Source organism: Bradyrhizobium sp. HKCCYLS3013 (genome assembly GCF_051167615.1).
GTDB lineage: Bacteria > Pseudomonadota > Alphaproteobacteria > Rhizobiales > Xanthobacteraceae > Bradyrhizobium.
Genome location: NZ_JBNPTK010000023.1, coordinates 18,031 through 33,229, shown reverse-complemented (window position 1 = coordinate 33,229; position 15,199 = coordinate 18,031). Strand labels below are relative to the sequence as shown.

At 63.3% G+C, this 15,199-nt stretch carries 18 protein-coding genes; 12 read left to right on the top strand and 6 right to left on the bottom strand.

Annotated features, from left to right (window positions below; translation table 11 throughout):
• Window positions 1-5: 5 nt before the first annotated feature.
• From ACQR1F_RS29310 to ACQR1F_RS29280, 7 genes are all read left to right on the top strand, one after another.
• Window positions 6-752, top strand: coding sequence for a 4Fe-4S dicluster domain-containing protein (locus tag ACQR1F_RS29310; protein WP_316178264.1), 747 nt, complete (start codon window positions 6-8; stop codon window positions 750-752).
• A complete protein-coding gene (locus ACQR1F_RS29305) occupies window positions 752-1,675 on the top strand; it encodes a CoB--CoM heterodisulfide reductase iron-sulfur subunit B family protein (protein ID WP_434914343.1) in 924 nt (307 codons plus the stop codon). Before ACQR1F_RS29310 ends, ACQR1F_RS29305 begins: the two co-directional genes overlap by 1 nt.
• Window positions 1,672-2,148, top strand: coding sequence for a hypothetical protein (locus ACQR1F_RS29300; RefSeq protein ID WP_316238275.1), 477 nt, complete (start codon window positions 1,672-1,674; stop codon window positions 2,146-2,148). Before ACQR1F_RS29305 ends, ACQR1F_RS29300 begins: the two co-directional genes overlap by 4 nt.
• 15 nt (window positions 2,149-2,163) lie before the next feature.
• Window positions 2,164-2,604: a glycine cleavage system protein H gene (locus ACQR1F_RS29295; RefSeq protein ID WP_434845325.1), complete on the top strand. Its 441-nt coding sequence runs from the start codon at window positions 2,164-2,166 to the stop codon at window positions 2,602-2,604.
• A 72-nt stretch (window positions 2,605-2,676) separates the two neighbouring features.
• Entirely contained in the window at window positions 2,677-3,657 is a 981-nt protein-coding gene (locus tag ACQR1F_RS29290) for a YeiH family protein (RefSeq protein WP_434914342.1), read from the top strand.
• A gap of 42 nt (window positions 3,658-3,699) precedes the next feature.
• Entirely contained in the window at window positions 3,700-4,194 is a 495-nt protein-coding gene (gene dsrE2, locus ACQR1F_RS29285) for a sulfur carrier protein DsrE2 (protein ID WP_315802241.1), read from the top strand.
• Window positions 4,195-4,235: 41 nt separating this feature from the next.
• Window positions 4,236-4,463, top strand: coding sequence for a sulfurtransferase TusA family protein (locus tag ACQR1F_RS29280; protein ID WP_315715462.1), 228 nt, complete (start codon window positions 4,236-4,238; stop codon window positions 4,461-4,463).
• A gap of 151 nt (window positions 4,464-4,614) precedes the next feature.
• Here ACQR1F_RS29280 and ACQR1F_RS29275 read toward each other — a convergent pair whose 3' ends face one another.
• From ACQR1F_RS29275 to ACQR1F_RS29250, 6 genes are read right to left on the bottom strand one after another with little or no spacing between them, the layout of a single operon-like run.
• Window positions 4,615-5,880 carry a (Fe-S)-binding protein gene (locus ACQR1F_RS29275; protein WP_315802242.1) on the bottom strand — a complete coding sequence of 422 codons (1,266 nt, stop codon included), beginning with the start codon at window positions 5,878-5,880 and terminating at the stop codon, window positions 4,615-4,617.
• A 4-nt stretch (window positions 5,881-5,884) separates the two neighbouring features.
• The gene (locus ACQR1F_RS29270) at window positions 5,885-7,612 is read right to left on the bottom strand and encodes a nickel-dependent hydrogenase large subunit (RefSeq protein ID WP_434914341.1); all 1,728 of its coding nucleotides are present in this window, start codon (window positions 7,610-7,612) and stop codon (window positions 5,885-5,887) included.
• Window positions 7,609-8,316: a hypothetical protein gene (locus ACQR1F_RS29265; protein ID WP_315802244.1), complete on the bottom strand. Its 708-nt coding sequence runs from the start codon at window positions 8,314-8,316 to the stop codon at window positions 7,609-7,611. Before ACQR1F_RS29265 ends, ACQR1F_RS29270 begins: the two co-directional genes overlap by 4 nt.
• A complete protein-coding gene (locus ACQR1F_RS29260; RefSeq protein WP_434864087.1) occupies window positions 8,265-9,329 on the bottom strand; it encodes a hydrogenase small subunit in 1,065 nt (354 codons plus the stop codon). Before ACQR1F_RS29260 ends, ACQR1F_RS29265 begins: the two co-directional genes overlap by 52 nt.
• Window positions 9,322-9,741, bottom strand: a complete 420-nt coding sequence (locus tag ACQR1F_RS29255; RefSeq protein ID WP_434914340.1) for a hydrogenase expression/formation C-terminal domain-containing protein — start codon at window positions 9,739-9,741, stop codon at window positions 9,322-9,324. Before ACQR1F_RS29255 ends, ACQR1F_RS29260 begins: the two co-directional genes overlap by 8 nt.
• Entirely contained in the window at window positions 9,731-10,231 is a 501-nt protein-coding gene (locus ACQR1F_RS29250) for a HyaD/HybD family hydrogenase maturation endopeptidase (protein WP_434914339.1), read from the bottom strand. The genes ACQR1F_RS29255 and ACQR1F_RS29250 overlap by 11 nt, the downstream gene beginning before the upstream one ends.
• A gap of 131 nt (window positions 10,232-10,362) precedes the next feature.
• Between ACQR1F_RS29250 and ACQR1F_RS29245 the strand changes: the two genes are divergently transcribed.
• From ACQR1F_RS29245 to ACQR1F_RS29225, 5 genes are all read left to right on the top strand, one after another.
• Window positions 10,363-10,608 (top strand): HypC/HybG/HupF family hydrogenase formation chaperone, encoded by a 246-nt coding sequence (locus ACQR1F_RS29245; RefSeq protein ID WP_434914337.1) that lies wholly within the window; start codon window positions 10,363-10,365, stop codon window positions 10,606-10,608.
• A 1,077-nt stretch (window positions 10,609-11,685) separates the two neighbouring features.
• On the top strand, window positions 11,686-12,174 hold the full coding sequence (locus ACQR1F_RS29240; RefSeq protein WP_315802249.1) for a MarR family winged helix-turn-helix transcriptional regulator: 489 nt from the start codon (window positions 11,686-11,688) through the stop codon (window positions 12,172-12,174).
• 118 nt (window positions 12,175-12,292) lie between these two features.
• Window positions 12,293-13,909: an FAD-dependent oxidoreductase gene (locus ACQR1F_RS29235; protein WP_434914369.1), complete on the top strand. Its 1,617-nt coding sequence runs from the start codon at window positions 12,293-12,295 to the stop codon at window positions 13,907-13,909.
• A 199-nt stretch (window positions 13,910-14,108) separates the two neighbouring features.
• Window positions 14,109-14,639, top strand: a complete 531-nt coding sequence (locus ACQR1F_RS29230) for a DUF4142 domain-containing protein (protein ID WP_409997912.1) — start codon at window positions 14,109-14,111, stop codon at window positions 14,637-14,639.
• A 286-nt stretch (window positions 14,640-14,925) separates the two neighbouring features.
• The gene (locus tag ACQR1F_RS29225; protein WP_434882175.1) at window positions 14,926-15,198 is read left to right on the top strand and encodes a hypothetical protein; all 273 of its coding nucleotides are present in this window, start codon (window positions 14,926-14,928) and stop codon (window positions 15,196-15,198) included.
• The last annotated feature ends 1 nt before the right edge of the window (window position 15,199 follow it).

Below are 15,199 nucleotides of genomic sequence, written 5' to 3'. Positions count from 1 at the left end.
CATCCATGCCGATTCACGAAAAATCGCTGATCCGGCCAGAGAATCTCGTCACGCATGAGCACCTGGAAATTGATGGCGTCGATGTCTCCGGGCACTGGAGCACGTTCATCACCTCACGCGCCATTACCGACTACAACGAGCAGATGCAGGAGGAGATCGCGGCGCTCCCGGGAGGCGAGTTCATCCACCGCTGCTGGCAATGCGGCTCATGCACCAATGCCTGCACGATCAACGCCGTGAATCCCGACTTCAACCCGCGCTATTGGATCTACCTGATCCGAATGGGCTTCGAAAGCGAGTTGCTGCGCGACAAGGACATCATCTGGCAGTGCGTCTCCTGCAACAAATGCACCTATGCCTGTCCTCGCGACGTCAGTCCCGAAGGCGTGATGAAGGCCACGGCACATTGGCTGGAGCTGAAGGGCCATACCGAGAAGAAGCCGTCCACCGCGTTCGATGAGGTCTTCTCCGAGCAGGTCTTCGCCACCGGCAAGATCGAGGAGGGCCGCGTGCTGCGCCGGTTCTTCGCGCGGACCGGGCAGTCCCTGTCGCAGGGTTGGCTCGTCGAACTGATACGCAGTCTCGCCAGCCGATTGCCGGTGGGCCTCCTGGTGAAGTTGGGACTTGCCAGCGTGGTCCGTCCCCGCACGCGCGGATGGGGGGGCGCCAGCCTCGCGATCGACGAGTATGTCCGTGAGTGTGAAGCAGCGGCCCGCAAGGCGCTTCGGTTGGACGTTCAGGGAGCTGAGTGATGAGCGACAAACACAAGCGGGTCGCCTACTATCCGGGGTGCGCGCTCGAAGGAACCGGGCACGCCTACAACCGCTCCACCCGGGAGGTCGGCAAGGCACTCGGCCTCGATCTGGTCGAGCTCAGGAACTGGAACTGCTGCGGCGCCATGGAGGTCAAGAACATCGATCCCAAGCTGCAGACCTATCTGTCGGCCCGCAACCTCTCGATCGCGGATGCGATGGGGTTCGATACGGTGATGGCGCCTTGCAACGGCTGCTATCACAATCTCAAGAAGGCCGAATACGACCTCGCCAAGGATCCCGCGTCGCGTGAAGTGACGGACCGATTGTCGCGCAAGGCCGGCCACGCGACCTACGAAGCGGGCAAGGTCACGACCATTCACGCGCTCGACTGGATCAGGGAATCCGTCGGCGAACAGGGCCTCAAGACACGCGTGAAGAACTCGCTCAAGGGCCTGAAGGTCGCCAACTACTACGGTTGCATGTACACGCGGCCGCGTCACATCTTTCCGGAAAAGGATAAGGGGCCCGGCTCGGAATCGACCTCGAAGCCCCATTTCATGGACGACCTGCTGGCTGCGGCGGGGGCCGAGAACGTCGAGTACCCGCTCAAGACGGCATGCTGTGGCGGCGCTCACACGCTGTCCGACAGCGACACCTCGACCAAGCTCGTTCTCAACCTGCTCACGACGGCCGAGGCCTGCGGCGCGGACGTGATCGCCACCGAATGCCCGACCTGCCACACCGGGCTCGAAATGCATCAGGTGCGCGCGGAAAAGGTCTTCGGCCGCAAGACCAGCGTCAAGATCCTGTACTTCACCCAGCTCCTCGGCATGGCGCTCGGGCTGTCGGCGCGCAAGGTCGGCGTGCAGGAGAATTTCTCGGATTCGACCGGTCTGTTGCGTGCGCGAGGGCTCGGGTGATGGCGGATATCGGTATCACGAGCCTCGACGACGTCGCGGAGCGGCTGGACGGCATGTTGGCCGCGTCCGATGCTGCACTCGGGGCGGCCGCCGCGCCGCTCGCCGAGGAGTTGCTGCAGCTCGGCGAAACGATTCTCGAAACATGGCTCGCTGCGCACGGCGAGATCCCGACCGATCGCCAGGTCGAGACGTTTCGCCTGCTGGCGCTGCATCGGCAGGGCGCGCGCGGCGATGCAAGCTTCAACGCCTGCCGCGAAACCTGCCGCGAGCTCGTCTATCACTACAATCTGGTGCGCCTCGAGCCAGGCCACGCGCAGGTCGCCCGGCGGCTGCGACTGGGCGCCATGGTCGCGCGGCATCTCATGCTGTTCATCGGAGGCAAGCTGGAGGTGGCCGGGCTCGGCGAGTTCTGCTGCGCGTCCCGGCCGCTACGTCAACCCGATGCATCGACGCAAGCCAACGAAACCATTTGAGACAAGGAGAAGACGATGCCCATCGTCCGCGGCTGCAACCTTCCCGACGACCTTCTCTACGACGTCGAAAACAACATCTGGTATCGCGAGAACGCCGACGGCACCGTGACGCTCGGGATGACCGCTGTGGCAGCGGCCATGGCCGGTCAGCTTGTCGCCTTCACACCAAAGAAGGCCGGCCGGTCGGTCGATGCGGGCAAGTCCTGCGCCACGATCGAATCCGGCAAGTGGGTCGGCCCGGCAAAGGTCGCCTTCAATGCGGAAATCGTCGAGGTCAACGATGCAATGAGCGCAGCGCCCAAGCTGGCCAACACCGACCCATATGGCGACGGATGGATGGTCAAGGTGCGCCCGAAGGACTGGGCTGCTGCCAAGGCCGGCCTCGTGCCGGGCACGGCGGCCGCCGCCCCTTACGAAGCGAAGATGGCTGCCGAGAATTTCGCTGGCTGCGCGTAAGGAAGTGGACAGGCTGTGACTGAGACCGCCGCAATCAGGACATCGATGATAAGTCGCGGCCTCGCGGCCGTCATGTCGCTGCCGACCTACTTCCCGGGCGTCCTGGCCAGTTTGATCATCGCGATCGCGGCAACCTTCCTGTCCGAGCACTATGGCGGGCCGGTCATGCTGTTCGCCTTGCTGCTTGGGATGGCCTTCTATTTCCTGTCGCAGGAGGGGCGCTGCGTTGCCGGCATCGAACTCGCCTCAAAGCGCATCCTGCGCGTCGCCGTCGGCCTGCTCGGGGCGCAGATCACGATTGCCGAGATCATGAAGCTCGGCCCGACGCCCGTGATCACGGTCGTCGGCGCGGTGATCCTGACCATCCTGTTCGGCGCGCTGGCCTCCCGCGCCATGGGGTTGAGCCGGCCGTTCGGAATCCTCACCTCCGGGGCCGTGGCGATTTGCGGAGCGTCGGCGGCGCTGGCGATCTCGTCGGTGTTGCCCAAGGGGGAGCACCACGAACGCGACACGGTCTTTACCGTGATCGGCGTGACGGCGCTCAGCACGATCGCGATGATCGTCTATCCGCTGGTGATCGCAGGATTCCATCTCGATCACGCTGCCGTCGGCATGTTTCTTGGCGGTACCATTCACGACGTGGCGCAGGTGGTTGGCGCCGGCTTCAGCGTGTCGGAGGAGACCGGAAACGTCGCGACCTTCACCAAGCTGCTCCGGGTTGCCATGCTGCTGCCCGTCGTCGTGATGCTGTCCTACGTGTTCCGCGCCCATCGCGTCGGCAAGGCCGGGCGCCAACTGCCGGGGTTCCTGGTGGTGTTCGCCGTTCTGGTGATGCTCAACAGCGCCGGCGTCATTCCCGCATTCCTGCTTGCCGTCATCAAGGACATTTCAAGGTGGTGCCTCGTGACGGCGATCGCAGCGCTCGGGATGAAGACGTCGCTCAAGGCGATGGCCGATGTCGGCGGCCGGGCGATCGCGCTGATCGTCGCCGAGACGCTGTTCCTCGCAGTCCTCGTGCTGATGGTCGTGCGTTGGAAAGCAGGAATCCAATGACGCGCGCGGTTGCGCCTGCGAGAGACCAAACGGAGAGATGCAATGGCCGAAGACAACAATACCAAGCGCATGTCGATGATTGTCACCAAGGGGACGCTGGATTGGGCCTATCCGCCCTTCATCCTGGCCACGACAGCGGCGGCCATGGGCCTCGACGTGACCATGTTCTTCACCTTCTACGGCTTGACGCTGCTCAAGAAGAATCTCGACCTGAAAATCTCTACGCTCGGCAATCCGGCCATGGAGATGCCGATGTTTGGAATGCACATCGGTATGCCGAATCTCGTATCGGCCATCCCCGGCGTCGACGCGGCGGCGACGACGATGATGAAAAACCTGATCAAGAAGAAGGGGGTCGCATCGATAGAGGAGTTGCGCACGATGGCCATCGAAGCCGACGTCAAGATGATCGCCTGCCAGATGACCATGGATCTGTTCGAGTACACCAAGGACGACATGATCGAGGGGCCGGTGCTCGGGGGCGCTGCGACCTACATCGAGACGGCGACCAAGAGCGACATCAACCTGTTCATTTGAACGTGTCACGGACCCAGCACCAGAAATGACGGAGAGACAGGATGGCTGACCAGGTTCTCGATGCCAAGGGATTGAACTGCCCGCTGCCGATCTTGCGCGCGAAGAAGGCGCTCAAGGACGTGCCGATCGGTGGCACGCTCCAAGTGCTCGCCACCGATCCCGGCGCTGTGAAAGACTTCGAGGCGTTTTGTCGCACGACCGGAAATGATCTCTTGGAATCCAAGTCGGAAGGCAAGCAGTTCGAGTTCCTGATCAGGCGAACGTCCTGACGCTGCGCAATCTCTGCCACGCCGAAGTGCCTGTCGTCATGATCGAGACCGGGGCCGCAACAAGGCGGGGGCGCCGACGCAGTCTACGTTGCCCCGCGGCCCGCGTTGCGCCGCCGTTTGCCCACGACGCAAGGCGCACGACTGTGAGCCGTCACCCTTGCGTCTTTGCCGGGGCGTCCTCGATCAGGTGATCCGCAATGATCTCCACCAAGCTCGCGAGGCCACCTTCCCATTTCCAGTGGGCCTTGCTCTCGTCCATGGTCAGCCGGCAGTTTGAGCATGCCGAGACCATCGTCTTCGCGCCGGTCTTCTCCACCTGATCCATTTTGATCTTGAAGACCTTGTGGCGAAGATCGGCTGCGCGCGCGATCGCCTGCACGCCGCCGCCGCCACCGCAGCACCAGTTGAGATCTCCGGTCGGGGTCATCTCGCGGAAGTCCTTCGCGAAATCCTGCAGGAGGAATCGCGCATCCTCGGTCGCGCCGCCGCGACGGGAGATCTGGCAAGGATCGTGATAGGTGATCGACTCCTCGATCGGTTTCAGCTTCAGCCTGCCGTCGCGCTTGAGCTGCGCCATGAATTCCGAAATGTGCACGACTGCGAAGGGAAGGGGGCGGCCGAGCACATTGGCGCCCGACCAGCGCAGCACACCGAAGGCGTGGCCGCACTCCGGAATCACGACCGTCTTGGCTCCGACCGCCTCGGCGGCTTCGGTGATCCGCTGAACCATGATCCGGGCGACGTCTGCCTTGCCGGCCAGATAGCCAAAATTCGTGGCTTCATAGCCCTTGGTGCTCAGCGTCCAGTCGACGCCCGCGTGGTTGAGCAGCTTGGCCATGGCCACCACGGAATCGGGGTATTTCATCGTTTCGACGGACGAGAGCGTCAGCAGAATGTCGGCCTTGTCCTTGTCGAGCGCGATGGGCACGTCGTGCTCATCTTCGAGCCATTCGATGCGATCGCGCAGCTTGTCGGCTGTCACGCCCAGCGGGCTTCCATGGTCGCGCGAATTGTCGGCGGCCTGCAGAAGGTCCTTCGGCCCAAGTCCTGCCTTGACGAAGGCCTGCCGCGCGCCGCCCACGATGGAAGCGATGTCGATCCCCATCGGACAGATCGTGGTGCATCGACCGCACATGGTGCAGGTATCGAACAGCAGTTCCTCCCATTCCTTGAGGTCCTCTTCCGTGATGCGGGGAGCGAAGAGGGAGAGCGGGAATTTCTGCCGGCGATAGGCCTTGGCCATCGGAAACAGCTTGTAGGCGGGCGTATGCCGTGGATCTCCGGAGGCCTGATAAAAGTGGCAGGCTTCGGCGCAGTTCCCGCAATGGACGCAGGCCTCGAGATAGCTGACCAGATGTTCCTCGGTCCGCGCCAGGAACGTTCTGCTGGCTGCTTCGACGTCGATTTCGCCGCCCATCGCCTTACCTCACCTGCAATTGTATCAGCTCTTCGCCGTCGGGATCGATCACATGCACCGCGCAGGCGATGCACGGATCGAAGCTGTGGATCGTGCGCTGGATCTCGAGCGGCTGCCGAGGATCGTGGAGCGTGTGGCGATCCATCAATGCCGCTTCGTAAGGTCCGGGCTGGCCCTTGGAATCGCGCGGCCCCGCGTTCCAGGTCGAGGGCACCACGGCCTGATAATTATCGATGCGCTTGTTCTTGATCACCACCCAATGCGCCAGCGCCCCGCGCGGCGCTTCCATGAAGCCGACACCCTTGGCTTCGGTGGGCCAGGTCGAGGGATCCCACTTGTTCGAATTGTGAACGTTCAGATCACCCGCGCGGATGTTGGAAAGAAGACGGTCGTACCAGGTCGACATCTGGTCGACGACGATCTTGCTTTCCAGCGCGCGCGCCGCTGTGCGTCCCATGGTCGAGAACATCGCCGTCAGCGGCAGGTCGAGCTTGCCCAGCGCGTAACCGGCCAGTTCGCGCGTCGGCTCGTGACCTTTGGCATGGAGCATCAGCACGCGCGCGAGCGGACCGACCTCCATGACATGGCCCTTCCAGCGCGGCGCCTTGAGCCAGGAATAGCTCGCGCCGACATCGAGCTGCTCGAAGGGGGGCTTGGGACCGGTGTAATGCAGATTGGTCTCACCCTCGTAGGGATGCAGGCCCTTGTCCTTGCCGCTTGCATAGTCGTACCAGGAATGGGAGACGAACTCCTGGATTTCCTCCGAATTGTTCATGTCGACGGGATGGATCGTGGTCAGGTCGCGATTGAGGATCGCGCCCGCCGGGATCAGCCAACTGGCCGGGTCGTCCATGCCCTTTTCGGGGAAGTCGCCGTAGGTCAGGAAGTTGCCCACGCCTTCGCCGCGCGCGAACCAGTCCTTGTAGAAGGAGGCGATGGCCAGCGTGTCCGGCAGATAGACCTGCTCGACAAAATCCTTCATTCGGCCGATCACGGTCTTCACCGTCTGCAGGCCGTCGATGCCGATGGCGGTGCCGCCGGTGTTCAGGCTGATCGCTGACGGGGCGCCGCCGACCAGGAAATTCGGATGCGGATTCTTGCCGCCGAAGATGGTGTGGAGCTGCACCACCTCGCGCTGCCAGGCGAGCGCTTCCAAATAGTGCGCGACCGCCATCAGGTTTGCTTCGGCCGGCAGCTTGAATCCGGGATGTCCCCAGAATCCACCTGCAAAGATGCCGAGCTGGCCGCCTTCGACGAAGGCTTTCAGTCTCTTCTGCGTGTCCGCGAAATAGCCCGGGCTCGACTTCCGGAAGCTCGAGATCGATTGCGCCAGTTGCGATGTTGCCGCCGGATCGGCCTTCAACGCCGACACCACGTCGACCCAGTCGAGCGCATGCAGATGATAGAAGTGCATGACATGGTCATGCACATATTGTGCGGCAATCATCAGGTTGCGGATGAGTTGCGCGTTCGGCGGAATGGTGTATCCCAGCGCATTCTCCACGGCGCGGACGCTGGCGATGCCGTGGACCAGCGTGCACACGCCGCATATGCGCTGAGCGAAAGCCCAGGCCTCGCGCGGATCGCGTCCTTTCAGGATCAGTTCGATGCCGCGCACCATCGTGCCGGAACTGTACGCACCGGTGATGGCGCCATGGGGATCTGTTTCCGCCTCGATCCGCAGATGCCCTTCAATGCGCGTGATGGGATCGACGACGATGCGCTGGTTCATATCTCGACTCCCCGGCGGCTGTAGAAGATCCCGGTCTCGCTCCTGGTCAGGAAGACGAGGAAGGCATGCATGAGTTTTCCGAACGGGAACCAGATCAGGAACAGGCACACGGCCAGGATGTGCACGGACAAGAGCGTCTCGTACGGCGCCCATAGGTGGCTCACCGCGATCAGCCCCGTCACGACCGGAAGGAACGTCACCAGCCAGCTGAAGTAGTCGTCAAGCGTCGAAAGCAGTCTTAAGACCGGATTCGTCATCCGTCGCGCCAGCGCAGCCAGGAGCGACGCCAGCGTGACCACCGAGGCGGCCGAGATCACGCCGGTGGGCAGATTCGGCCATGAAAAGCCGAACAATCCACGCAGGAAGAGAATGTGCTGCGCCAGTCCGAACACGATGATGGCAAGGCCGACGTGAAAAACATAGCCGTTCACCGTGCTGAACAACGAGGCGCGCAGATAGGTGTTCGCGGGCCATAGGTGACGCACGAAGCCACGGAACGCGCCAACCACGGCATGCGGTGCATCAGCTCGCCTCGCCGATCTGTCGCTGGTCCAGGGCAGGAGCAGCAGCGACGCGAGCCGCCACAACACGCCGCCCACGAATATCGCGATTGCGATCTCGATCGCGGGTCCGCGCACGAAATCCAGCAGGCTCATGGCTGGGCCTCCCTCTCTGCTCGTTGTTTGCGTCGCCGCGCCAGCCATGCGCTGGCAATCCCGACCGCCGCGCCCGCAGCCGCGGCGCCGCCGATGATCTCCGGATCATTCAACGTGTTTGAAGAAAGTGGCTGGTAGAAGCTGCCACGATCCCAGAAATTCGGTTCGGAACAGCCCAGACAGCCGTGTCCCGACTGGATCGGGAAAGAGACGCCACCATTCCATTTCATGGTCGCGCACGCATTGTAAGTCACGGGCCCCTTGCAACCGACTTCATAGAGGCACCAGCCCTTGCGCGCTCCCTCATCGTCGAACTGCTTGGCGAACTGCCCCTTGTCGTAGAACGGCCGGCGATAGCAGCGGTCATGGATCGTATCGCCGAAAAACGCTTTCGGTCTGCCCTTGTCGTCGAGATCGGGAAGCTTGTTGAACGTCACGAGATAGGCAACCGTGCCGGCGATGGCTTCCGGAATGGGCGGGCAACCGGAGACATTGATCACCGGTTTGTCGGTGATGATGTCGCTGACGGCAACCGCGCCGGTGGGGTTGGGATTTGCGTGGGGAATGCCACCGAAGGCCGCGCAGGTCCCGACGGAGATCACCGCGGCTGCATCTGCGGCCGTCTCCTTCAGCACTTCGAGGTTGGTCTTGCCGGCGTTGGTGGAGTAGACCCCGCCATCCCTCGTCGAAACGGAGCCGTCGACCACGACGACATATTTGCCCTTGTTCTCCTTCATGGCAGCGAGGCGGGCCGCTTCCGCGGCAGTACCCGACACTGCCATGAGCGTTTCGTGATAGTCGAGCGAGATGAGATTGAAGATCATGTCCTCGATGGTTGGACCGAACGAACGCGTCAGCGACTCCGTGCAGCCCGTGCATTCCTGAAACGAGAGCCAGATCACGGATTGGCGGCGCGTATTCGCCAACGCCTCCGCCATGCCCTTCGCGGCCATCGGGGGCAACGCCAGAAGGCTGGCAAGATAGCTCGTATATTTCAGCAGGGCGCGGCGGGAGACGCCGCTGCGCGTCAAGAGCTCGCCGATCGTCTCGGTTTCATGCATCTTCGGTATCCTCTGAAGAGACGCGGTCGATCAGGTCTTCAGCCAGTCTGTTGCTGGCCGCAGCGATGTCGGCCGCATGGCTTGTCAGGATCTCCGGGGACGCCGTGATTTCAATGCGTTCGGCGGAGAGCTTGTCCCCGGCGCCGAGATGGCGAACCCACCACACGCCGGCATAGCGCGTCTCCCAGATTTCGCTGGTGCCGGCTGCGGTCAAAACGGCCTCCAGGTCACCATGGCCCAACCGGGCTTCCAATTCGCTGCGGTCCGCAGCCGTGAGAGGCAGGCTGCACAGATCGATCGCCGCGCATGCGCCGGTTTTGGCAAGCACACCGAGGTGATGGGCGATCTCGCGGAGCAGGCTGTCGGTCATCCCCGTGCGGAACCCTGCCGCGGCATCCGCTTCAACTGTCATGGTGCCACCTGCTGAGCAGTGTTTTGATCTGCTGACACGCGGAGGGAATGGCCGCGCCAACCGCGGGCGTCAGCGACAGGCCCCATTGGGTGGATTCAGGTTGAATTGCGACCAGCGCCCGGCGCGCCGGCTCGCAGCCGGCCAGCCGCGCCGCCGACATCAGGTCGGCAAGCGCGACCTCATGAGCCGTCCGCTTCTTGCCCGTGAGCTGCCGGTCCATCTCCGGACCTTGAAAGATCTTGACGGTGCCGGGCTTCGCGCCCAGTTCCACGGCGTCGACGGCGATCAGCGAGCCGAAATCTTCGATCTCCGAAAACAGGGACAGCCCGAGCGTCCCGCCATCCCGCAGAGCAACACAAGGCGGTATCTCGCCCGCATATTCCTGTGCATCGAGGGCCCGAATGACGTGCACGCCAATGCCGTCATCGCTCAGCAGGATATTGCCGAGTCCGAGCACCAGCGTGGTGGTCGCCGCGACGTTCGTCCGCATGGAAATCCCCGCGAGATCAGGCGCCTCATATTCTATGCGGCGAATATGATTCCCTTATCTTGATCCACGTCAAATCGAGTTCATCGATCGGGCTATGATTTCGGACTCAAGTATTTGCGGGTGGAACCGAGATGTGCCTTGGCATCCCGATGCGGGTCGTGGAGTGTGACGAAGTCATGGCGCGATGCGAGGCCAAAGGCATCGAGCGCACGGTGAGTCTGTTTTTGCTACAGCATGAAGCTATCGAGCCCGGCGATCACGTCGTGGTTCATGTCGGTTACGCCATCCGGAAGATGTCGGAAGCCGAAGCGTCGGGTGCATGGGATCTCCTCGACGAAATGCTTGCGGCGGAAGACGCAATGCACGGCAATACATGAGCTCGCCGGCTGTGGAATATCTCCACGGCGCTGGTGGCGCGGTTCAGCGCATCCGCTTCGGGCTGGGGATGCCACCTTCCGGCATATCGCTTACCAAAAAAAGAAAATTTTCGACGTCCCGAGATCGATCTGACCCGCACACCCGATGTTCCCTAACGGAGGCCTGATTTGACCGGCGGCTGATAAATGCCGTTTCTATGGGTTGCGTTTGCGTTATAGTTCAATTCTTGAATGTGATGCAAGACAAGCAAGAAGGAGGGTCAATGCGATTGGTTGTCTTCCTCGCGGTGTTGATACCACTGGGCCTATCTGTGGCACATGCCAAAGGGGCTCCACATAAGCCGATAAAGGCGGAGCCTATTGGTAGATGCGAGTATACTTCGGTTTGTGGCACGGGTTGCAGATTTTGCCCCACACATGGCGCTTGCCGTTGCAGCAATTGTTGCCTCGCGAAATCAAGACATAATAGATAGTAGATCTAATAATCAATTTTGCGGATTGCTTGGTGAGCGTCGAGCCATGTCATGCTATAGGGCAACCGTTTTAGTTGGTGGCCTCACCATTTCATTAGCGATCTCGTTTCGGCCTAATGCAATTTGGATCATGGCTGAGACCATCGGCGGCGCCGCGCTTGGGACCTGTTCGGCGTCACCGTCCGCACGATTGCCGATCTGGCGAAGCGTGGCATCACTGCGTGCGCCGTGCGCTGCTACGAGCTGACGGCCAGCTTCGCGGCTATTGCGAACATTTTGCTGAAGCTGGCGACGGGACGCGGCGGCGGTCAAGCGATTTGCATCGGCGACGGTAGAGCGGGCTCGCCTGGCGCGTGAGCAGGCCGGCCACCGGTTGACCACCGAACCCCTGTGAACAGACGGCGAAAATGGTCGTCAATCACGAGCAAACTTCATTTTCCCTATTGGCCTTTTCGTTCGCTATTTGCGTTCGGGACGCTGGGGGCGCAGGCTCGAATCCCGCCGTTCCGACCATTCTTCGCGTGACATCTCACGCGTTTCCCGATTTCACCTTGCGTCTGCGACGTTGACCCGGCGTGGTTCGATATGGCGAGGTAGTCCCGATATGACAGCGCGAGATCAACGCAAGGCGCGGCCCACCGGGCAGACGGCATGGCGTCACGCCAATGTCGGCCGGCTGCTCAACAATGCGGTGCGCCGGTTCGAATCCCGGGTTCTCCAATTGATGGCGGAGAGCGGTCACGGCGAGACGCGGATTGCCCATGTCAGCCTCACCCGCAACCTCGACGTCGAGGGCACCCGGCTGACCGAGCTCGCGCGGCGGGCCTCGATGAGCAAGCAGGCGATGGGCGAACTGGTCGATCAATGCGCCGAGCTGGGGCTGGTGTCGCGCGAGGCCGATCCGAGCGACCGGCGCGCGCGCCTCGTCCGCTTCACGCCGGCCGGACTGACATGGCTGGAGGCGTTTGGCGATGCCGTGGATGTGGCGGAAGCCGAGATGCGCAAGGAGCTCGGCAAGGCCGCGATGGACGCGATTCTGCAGGGATTGTCGGCCTATGGCGCCCGCTTCGACACGCTCGACGACACCAGATAGTCAGGCTGCTTGACTAATTCGCGGGGCGCGCTAGCATTCCTCCATTGCGAGGAGGAGCGCCGTGATCGAACGTCTGAGCGCCTCGGTGCTGATCGTGGGCGGCGGTCCGTGCGGGCTGATGCTGGCCAACGAGCTTGGCCGCCGCGGCGTGTCCGCAATCCTGGTCGACGAGAAGCCGGGAACGGCGTTCAACCCGCAGGCCAACGCGACGCAGGCGCGGACGATGGAGCATTTCCGCCGGCTCGGATTCGCCGACGAGGTCCGGCGCGCCGGCCTGCCCGCGGACTACCCGACCGACGTCGCTTATTTCACGCGCTACACGGCGCATGAGCTGGCACGTTTTCAATTGCCGTCCGCGGCGCGCGCGACGGAACTGGTGAAGGGCCTGTCCGGCTCATGGAGCGCGGCCGAGCTGCCGCACCGGGTGTCGCAGAAATTCGTCGAAGAAATCCTGCGCCGGCATGCCGCGCGCCTTGCGGGCATTCAGTTGCACTACGGGCACCGGTTGATCGGCCATGCCGTTACCGACGGCGGCATTGCCGCCGAGGTCGAGCGTGTCAGCGACGGCGCGCGCCTCGAGATCGAGGCTGATTTCCTGATCGGGGCCGACGGTCCGCGCTCCCAAGTGCGACAGTCGCTCGGGATCACCTATGGCGGAACGACGGGCGTGCAGCGCGATTTCATGGGCGGCCGCATGCTCGCGGTCTATCTGCGCTCGCCGGAGTTCTACGCCAGCGTCCCGCATGCGCGGGCCTGGATGTATGTCTGCTTCAACCGCGACCGCCGCGCCTTCATGGCCGCGGTGAACGGACGCGACGAGTTCGCTTTCCACACCCAGCTTCGGCCCGGCGAGAACGAAAGCGCTGTCACCGCCGACGATGCGCGGGCAGCGTTCCAGCGCGCCTGCGGTGCGCCCATTCCCTGCGAGGTGCTTTCGCATCTCACCTGGACCGCGGGGCATGCGCTGGTCGCCGAGAGCATGCAGCGCGGCCGGGTCTTCCTTGGCGGCGATGCGGCGCATCTGTTCACTCCGACCGGCGGGCTCGGCTACAACACCGCGATCGAGGACGCGGTCAATCTCGGCTGGAAGATCGCGAGCGTCGTCAAGGGAGCGAGCCCCGTCTCGCTGCTCGACAGCTACGAGGCCGAGCGCCGTCCGGTGGCGCTGCGCAACACCGACTACGCGCGCGGCTTTGCGGATTCGCTCGGCCTGTTTGCCGCGGTGCCCGAGATCGAGGACGCGACCGCGGCCGGCGACGAGGCACGGCGCATCGCCAGCGCCTATCTCGATCAGCATGCGCGCGCCGAGTTCAACATCCCCGGCGTCACCTTCGGCGGCCGCTATGATGGCTCACCGATCATCATCCCCGATGGCACCCGGCCGCCGCCGGATGCGGCCAACGCCTACGTGCCGAGCGCCTGTCCCGGCGGCCGCGCGCCGCACGCCTGGCTGGAGCAAGGTATCTCGCTGTACGACCGCTTCGGCTTCGAATGGACGCTGTTGCGGTGTGAGGGCAGCGACCTCGATGAGGATCACCTACGTGAGGCCATGGGGCGGCTGCGTGTCGACGTCGAGATCGTCACCTTGCCGCGGGCCCTGCGCGATCTCTACGAGGCCGACCTCGCTTTGATCCGTCCCGATCAGATCGTGGCCTGGCGCGGGAGCGCGGCGCAGGCCGGCCTGCTTCGAGGCGTGCTGGCTCGGGCGCTCGGCGGGGATGCACGCACTCACTGAGCGCTGCATGGCGCGGGTCCGAAACCGAGAAGTCGCGGACGTTGTGCTGCAGGGACGGTTGTGCCGCAGCATTTGGAACCCGCCGCGTCGTTGCGCGCGGAAGCATTCTGCAGGGTTGCCGCGCGGGGCTTAGGAACGATCGTCGGGTAAGGCTCTTGCCGTCGCGACGATCAGGAGTCGAACCCCTCGGAGATCAACGATGAGCAGGATGATCCACAACCATCAGACGAGAGCAATCCGAATTGCCCTGGCCGCCTCTGCCGTGACCGTGTTGGTGGCCGGCGGCGCGGTCGCCGCTCCGAAGGGCCGGTCGCCCGCCAAGGATCAGCATTTCATGACCGAGGCGATCGAGGGCGACATGTCCGAGGTGAACATGGGCAAGCTGGCGCAGCAGAAGGGGCAGAGCGATCAGGTCAAGCAGTTCGGGCAGGCCTTGCAGCAGGACCATAGCGAGCATCTGCAGAAGGCGCAGCAGCTTGCGAGCCAGAACGGGATGAAGGTGCCGTCCGAGCCGAGCAGGAAGCAGAAGGCCATCTACAACCGGTTGGAAGGCATGTCCGGCGGTCGGTTCGACCAGGCGTTTGCGCAGGCGATGGTTCGCGATCACCAGGAGGATATCAAGAAGTATCAGAAGCAGGCGGCGGCAAACTCACCGCTGTCGGACTTCGCCCAGCAGACCGTGCCGGTGCTGCAGAAACACCTCGACATGGCGAAATCCTTGGCGAAATGACATGCGCCAGAGCGATCACGATGCCTCCGCCTTGTCGAGGCGTCGTGATTGCCAAAGAACGCGCTATCTGAAGAACGCGTTGCAGATCACGACGCCAATGCACGCCGGCCGAGACGCTGGCGAAGCAGCATCGCAAGAGGGCCGAGCCAGGACCGGCGGAAAATCGCACGTCGGCACCGCGCGTTCGGCATTGGAGTGCCGTCCGCCCGAGCATTGCCCGACCTTCGTCCGGCTGCTAGCGTTCTCCCGTGGGGCACGGGCAAACGAAAAGACGATGACCGACGTGATGACCGAATCGGAAAAGGCGCAGCAGATCGTGGCTGCGCTGAGGGCGGCGAAGGCGAGCCCGCCGGAAGCGGCACTGCAGACGTTGAACGGCCTGATGGGCCTCGTCCGCAGCCCGAGCGCGGAGCAGCCGCTCGAGGTGGAGGAGGCGCGCTCGGCGGCCTTCATGTCGATCTGCGAGGTCGGCAAGGCACTGCATCGGGGGCAGCCGACGGAGGCGCTGTGGCCGACGGCGCTGTCGGCCAGCGAGCGCTGGCTGGCCCTCGCCAAGTGAG

What these genes read in the sequence shown, in the direction of transcription:
- ACQR1F_RS29230 (WP_409997912.1), top strand. Translation starts at nt 14,109, where the DNA reads ATGAGCAGGATGATCCACAACCATCAGACGAGAGCAATCCGAATTGCC.
- ACQR1F_RS29235 (WP_434914369.1), top strand. Translation starts at nt 12,293, where the DNA reads ATGCTGGCCAACGAGCTTGGCCGCCGCGGCGTGTCCGCAATCCTGGTC.
- ACQR1F_RS29255 (WP_434914340.1), bottom strand. Translation starts at nt 9,741, where the DNA reads ATGACAGTTGAAGCGGATGCCGCGGCAGGGTTCCGCACGGGGATGACC.
- ACQR1F_RS29265 (WP_315802244.1), bottom strand. Translation starts at nt 8,316, where the DNA reads ATGGCTGGCGCGGCGACGCAAACAACGAGCAGAGAGGGAGGCCCAGCC.
- ACQR1F_RS29280 (WP_315715462.1), top strand. Translation starts at nt 4,236, where the DNA reads ATGGCTGACCAGGTTCTCGATGCCAAGGGATTGAACTGCCCGCTGCCG.
- ACQR1F_RS29225 (WP_434882175.1), top strand. Translation starts at nt 14,926, where the DNA reads ATGACCGAATCGGAAAAGGCGCAGCAGATCGTGGCTGCGCTGAGGGCG.
- ACQR1F_RS29240 (WP_315802249.1), top strand. Translation starts at nt 11,686, where the DNA reads ATGACAGCGCGAGATCAACGCAAGGCGCGGCCCACCGGGCAGACGGCA.
- ACQR1F_RS29290 (WP_434914342.1), top strand. Translation starts at nt 2,677, where the DNA reads ATGTCGCTGCCGACCTACTTCCCGGGCGTCCTGGCCAGTTTGATCATC.
- dsrE2 (WP_315802241.1), top strand. Translation starts at nt 3,700, where the DNA reads ATGGCCGAAGACAACAATACCAAGCGCATGTCGATGATTGTCACCAAG.
- ACQR1F_RS29270 (WP_434914341.1), bottom strand. Translation starts at nt 7,612, where the DNA reads ATGAACCAGCGCATCGTCGTCGATCCCATCACGCGCATTGAAGGGCAT.
- ACQR1F_RS29295 (WP_434845325.1), top strand. Translation starts at nt 2,164, where the DNA reads ATGCCCATCGTCCGCGGCTGCAACCTTCCCGACGACCTTCTCTACGAC.
- ACQR1F_RS29260 (WP_434864087.1), bottom strand. Translation starts at nt 9,329, where the DNA reads ATGCATGAAACCGAGACGATCGGCGAGCTCTTGACGCGCAGCGGCGTC.
- ACQR1F_RS29305 (WP_434914343.1), top strand. Translation starts at nt 752, where the DNA reads ATGAGCGACAAACACAAGCGGGTCGCCTACTATCCGGGGTGCGCGCTC.
- ACQR1F_RS29245 (WP_434914337.1), top strand. Translation starts at nt 10,363, where the DNA reads ATGTGCCTTGGCATCCCGATGCGGGTCGTGGAGTGTGACGAAGTCATG.
- ACQR1F_RS29250 (WP_434914339.1), bottom strand. Translation starts at nt 10,231, where the DNA reads ATGCGGACGAACGTCGCGGCGACCACCACGCTGGTGCTCGGACTCGGC.
- ACQR1F_RS29275 (WP_315802242.1), bottom strand. Translation starts at nt 5,880, where the DNA reads ATGGGCGGCGAAATCGACGTCGAAGCAGCCAGCAGAACGTTCCTGGCG.
- ACQR1F_RS29310 (WP_316178264.1), top strand. Translation starts at nt 6, where the DNA reads ATGCCGATTCACGAAAAATCGCTGATCCGGCCAGAGAATCTCGTCACG.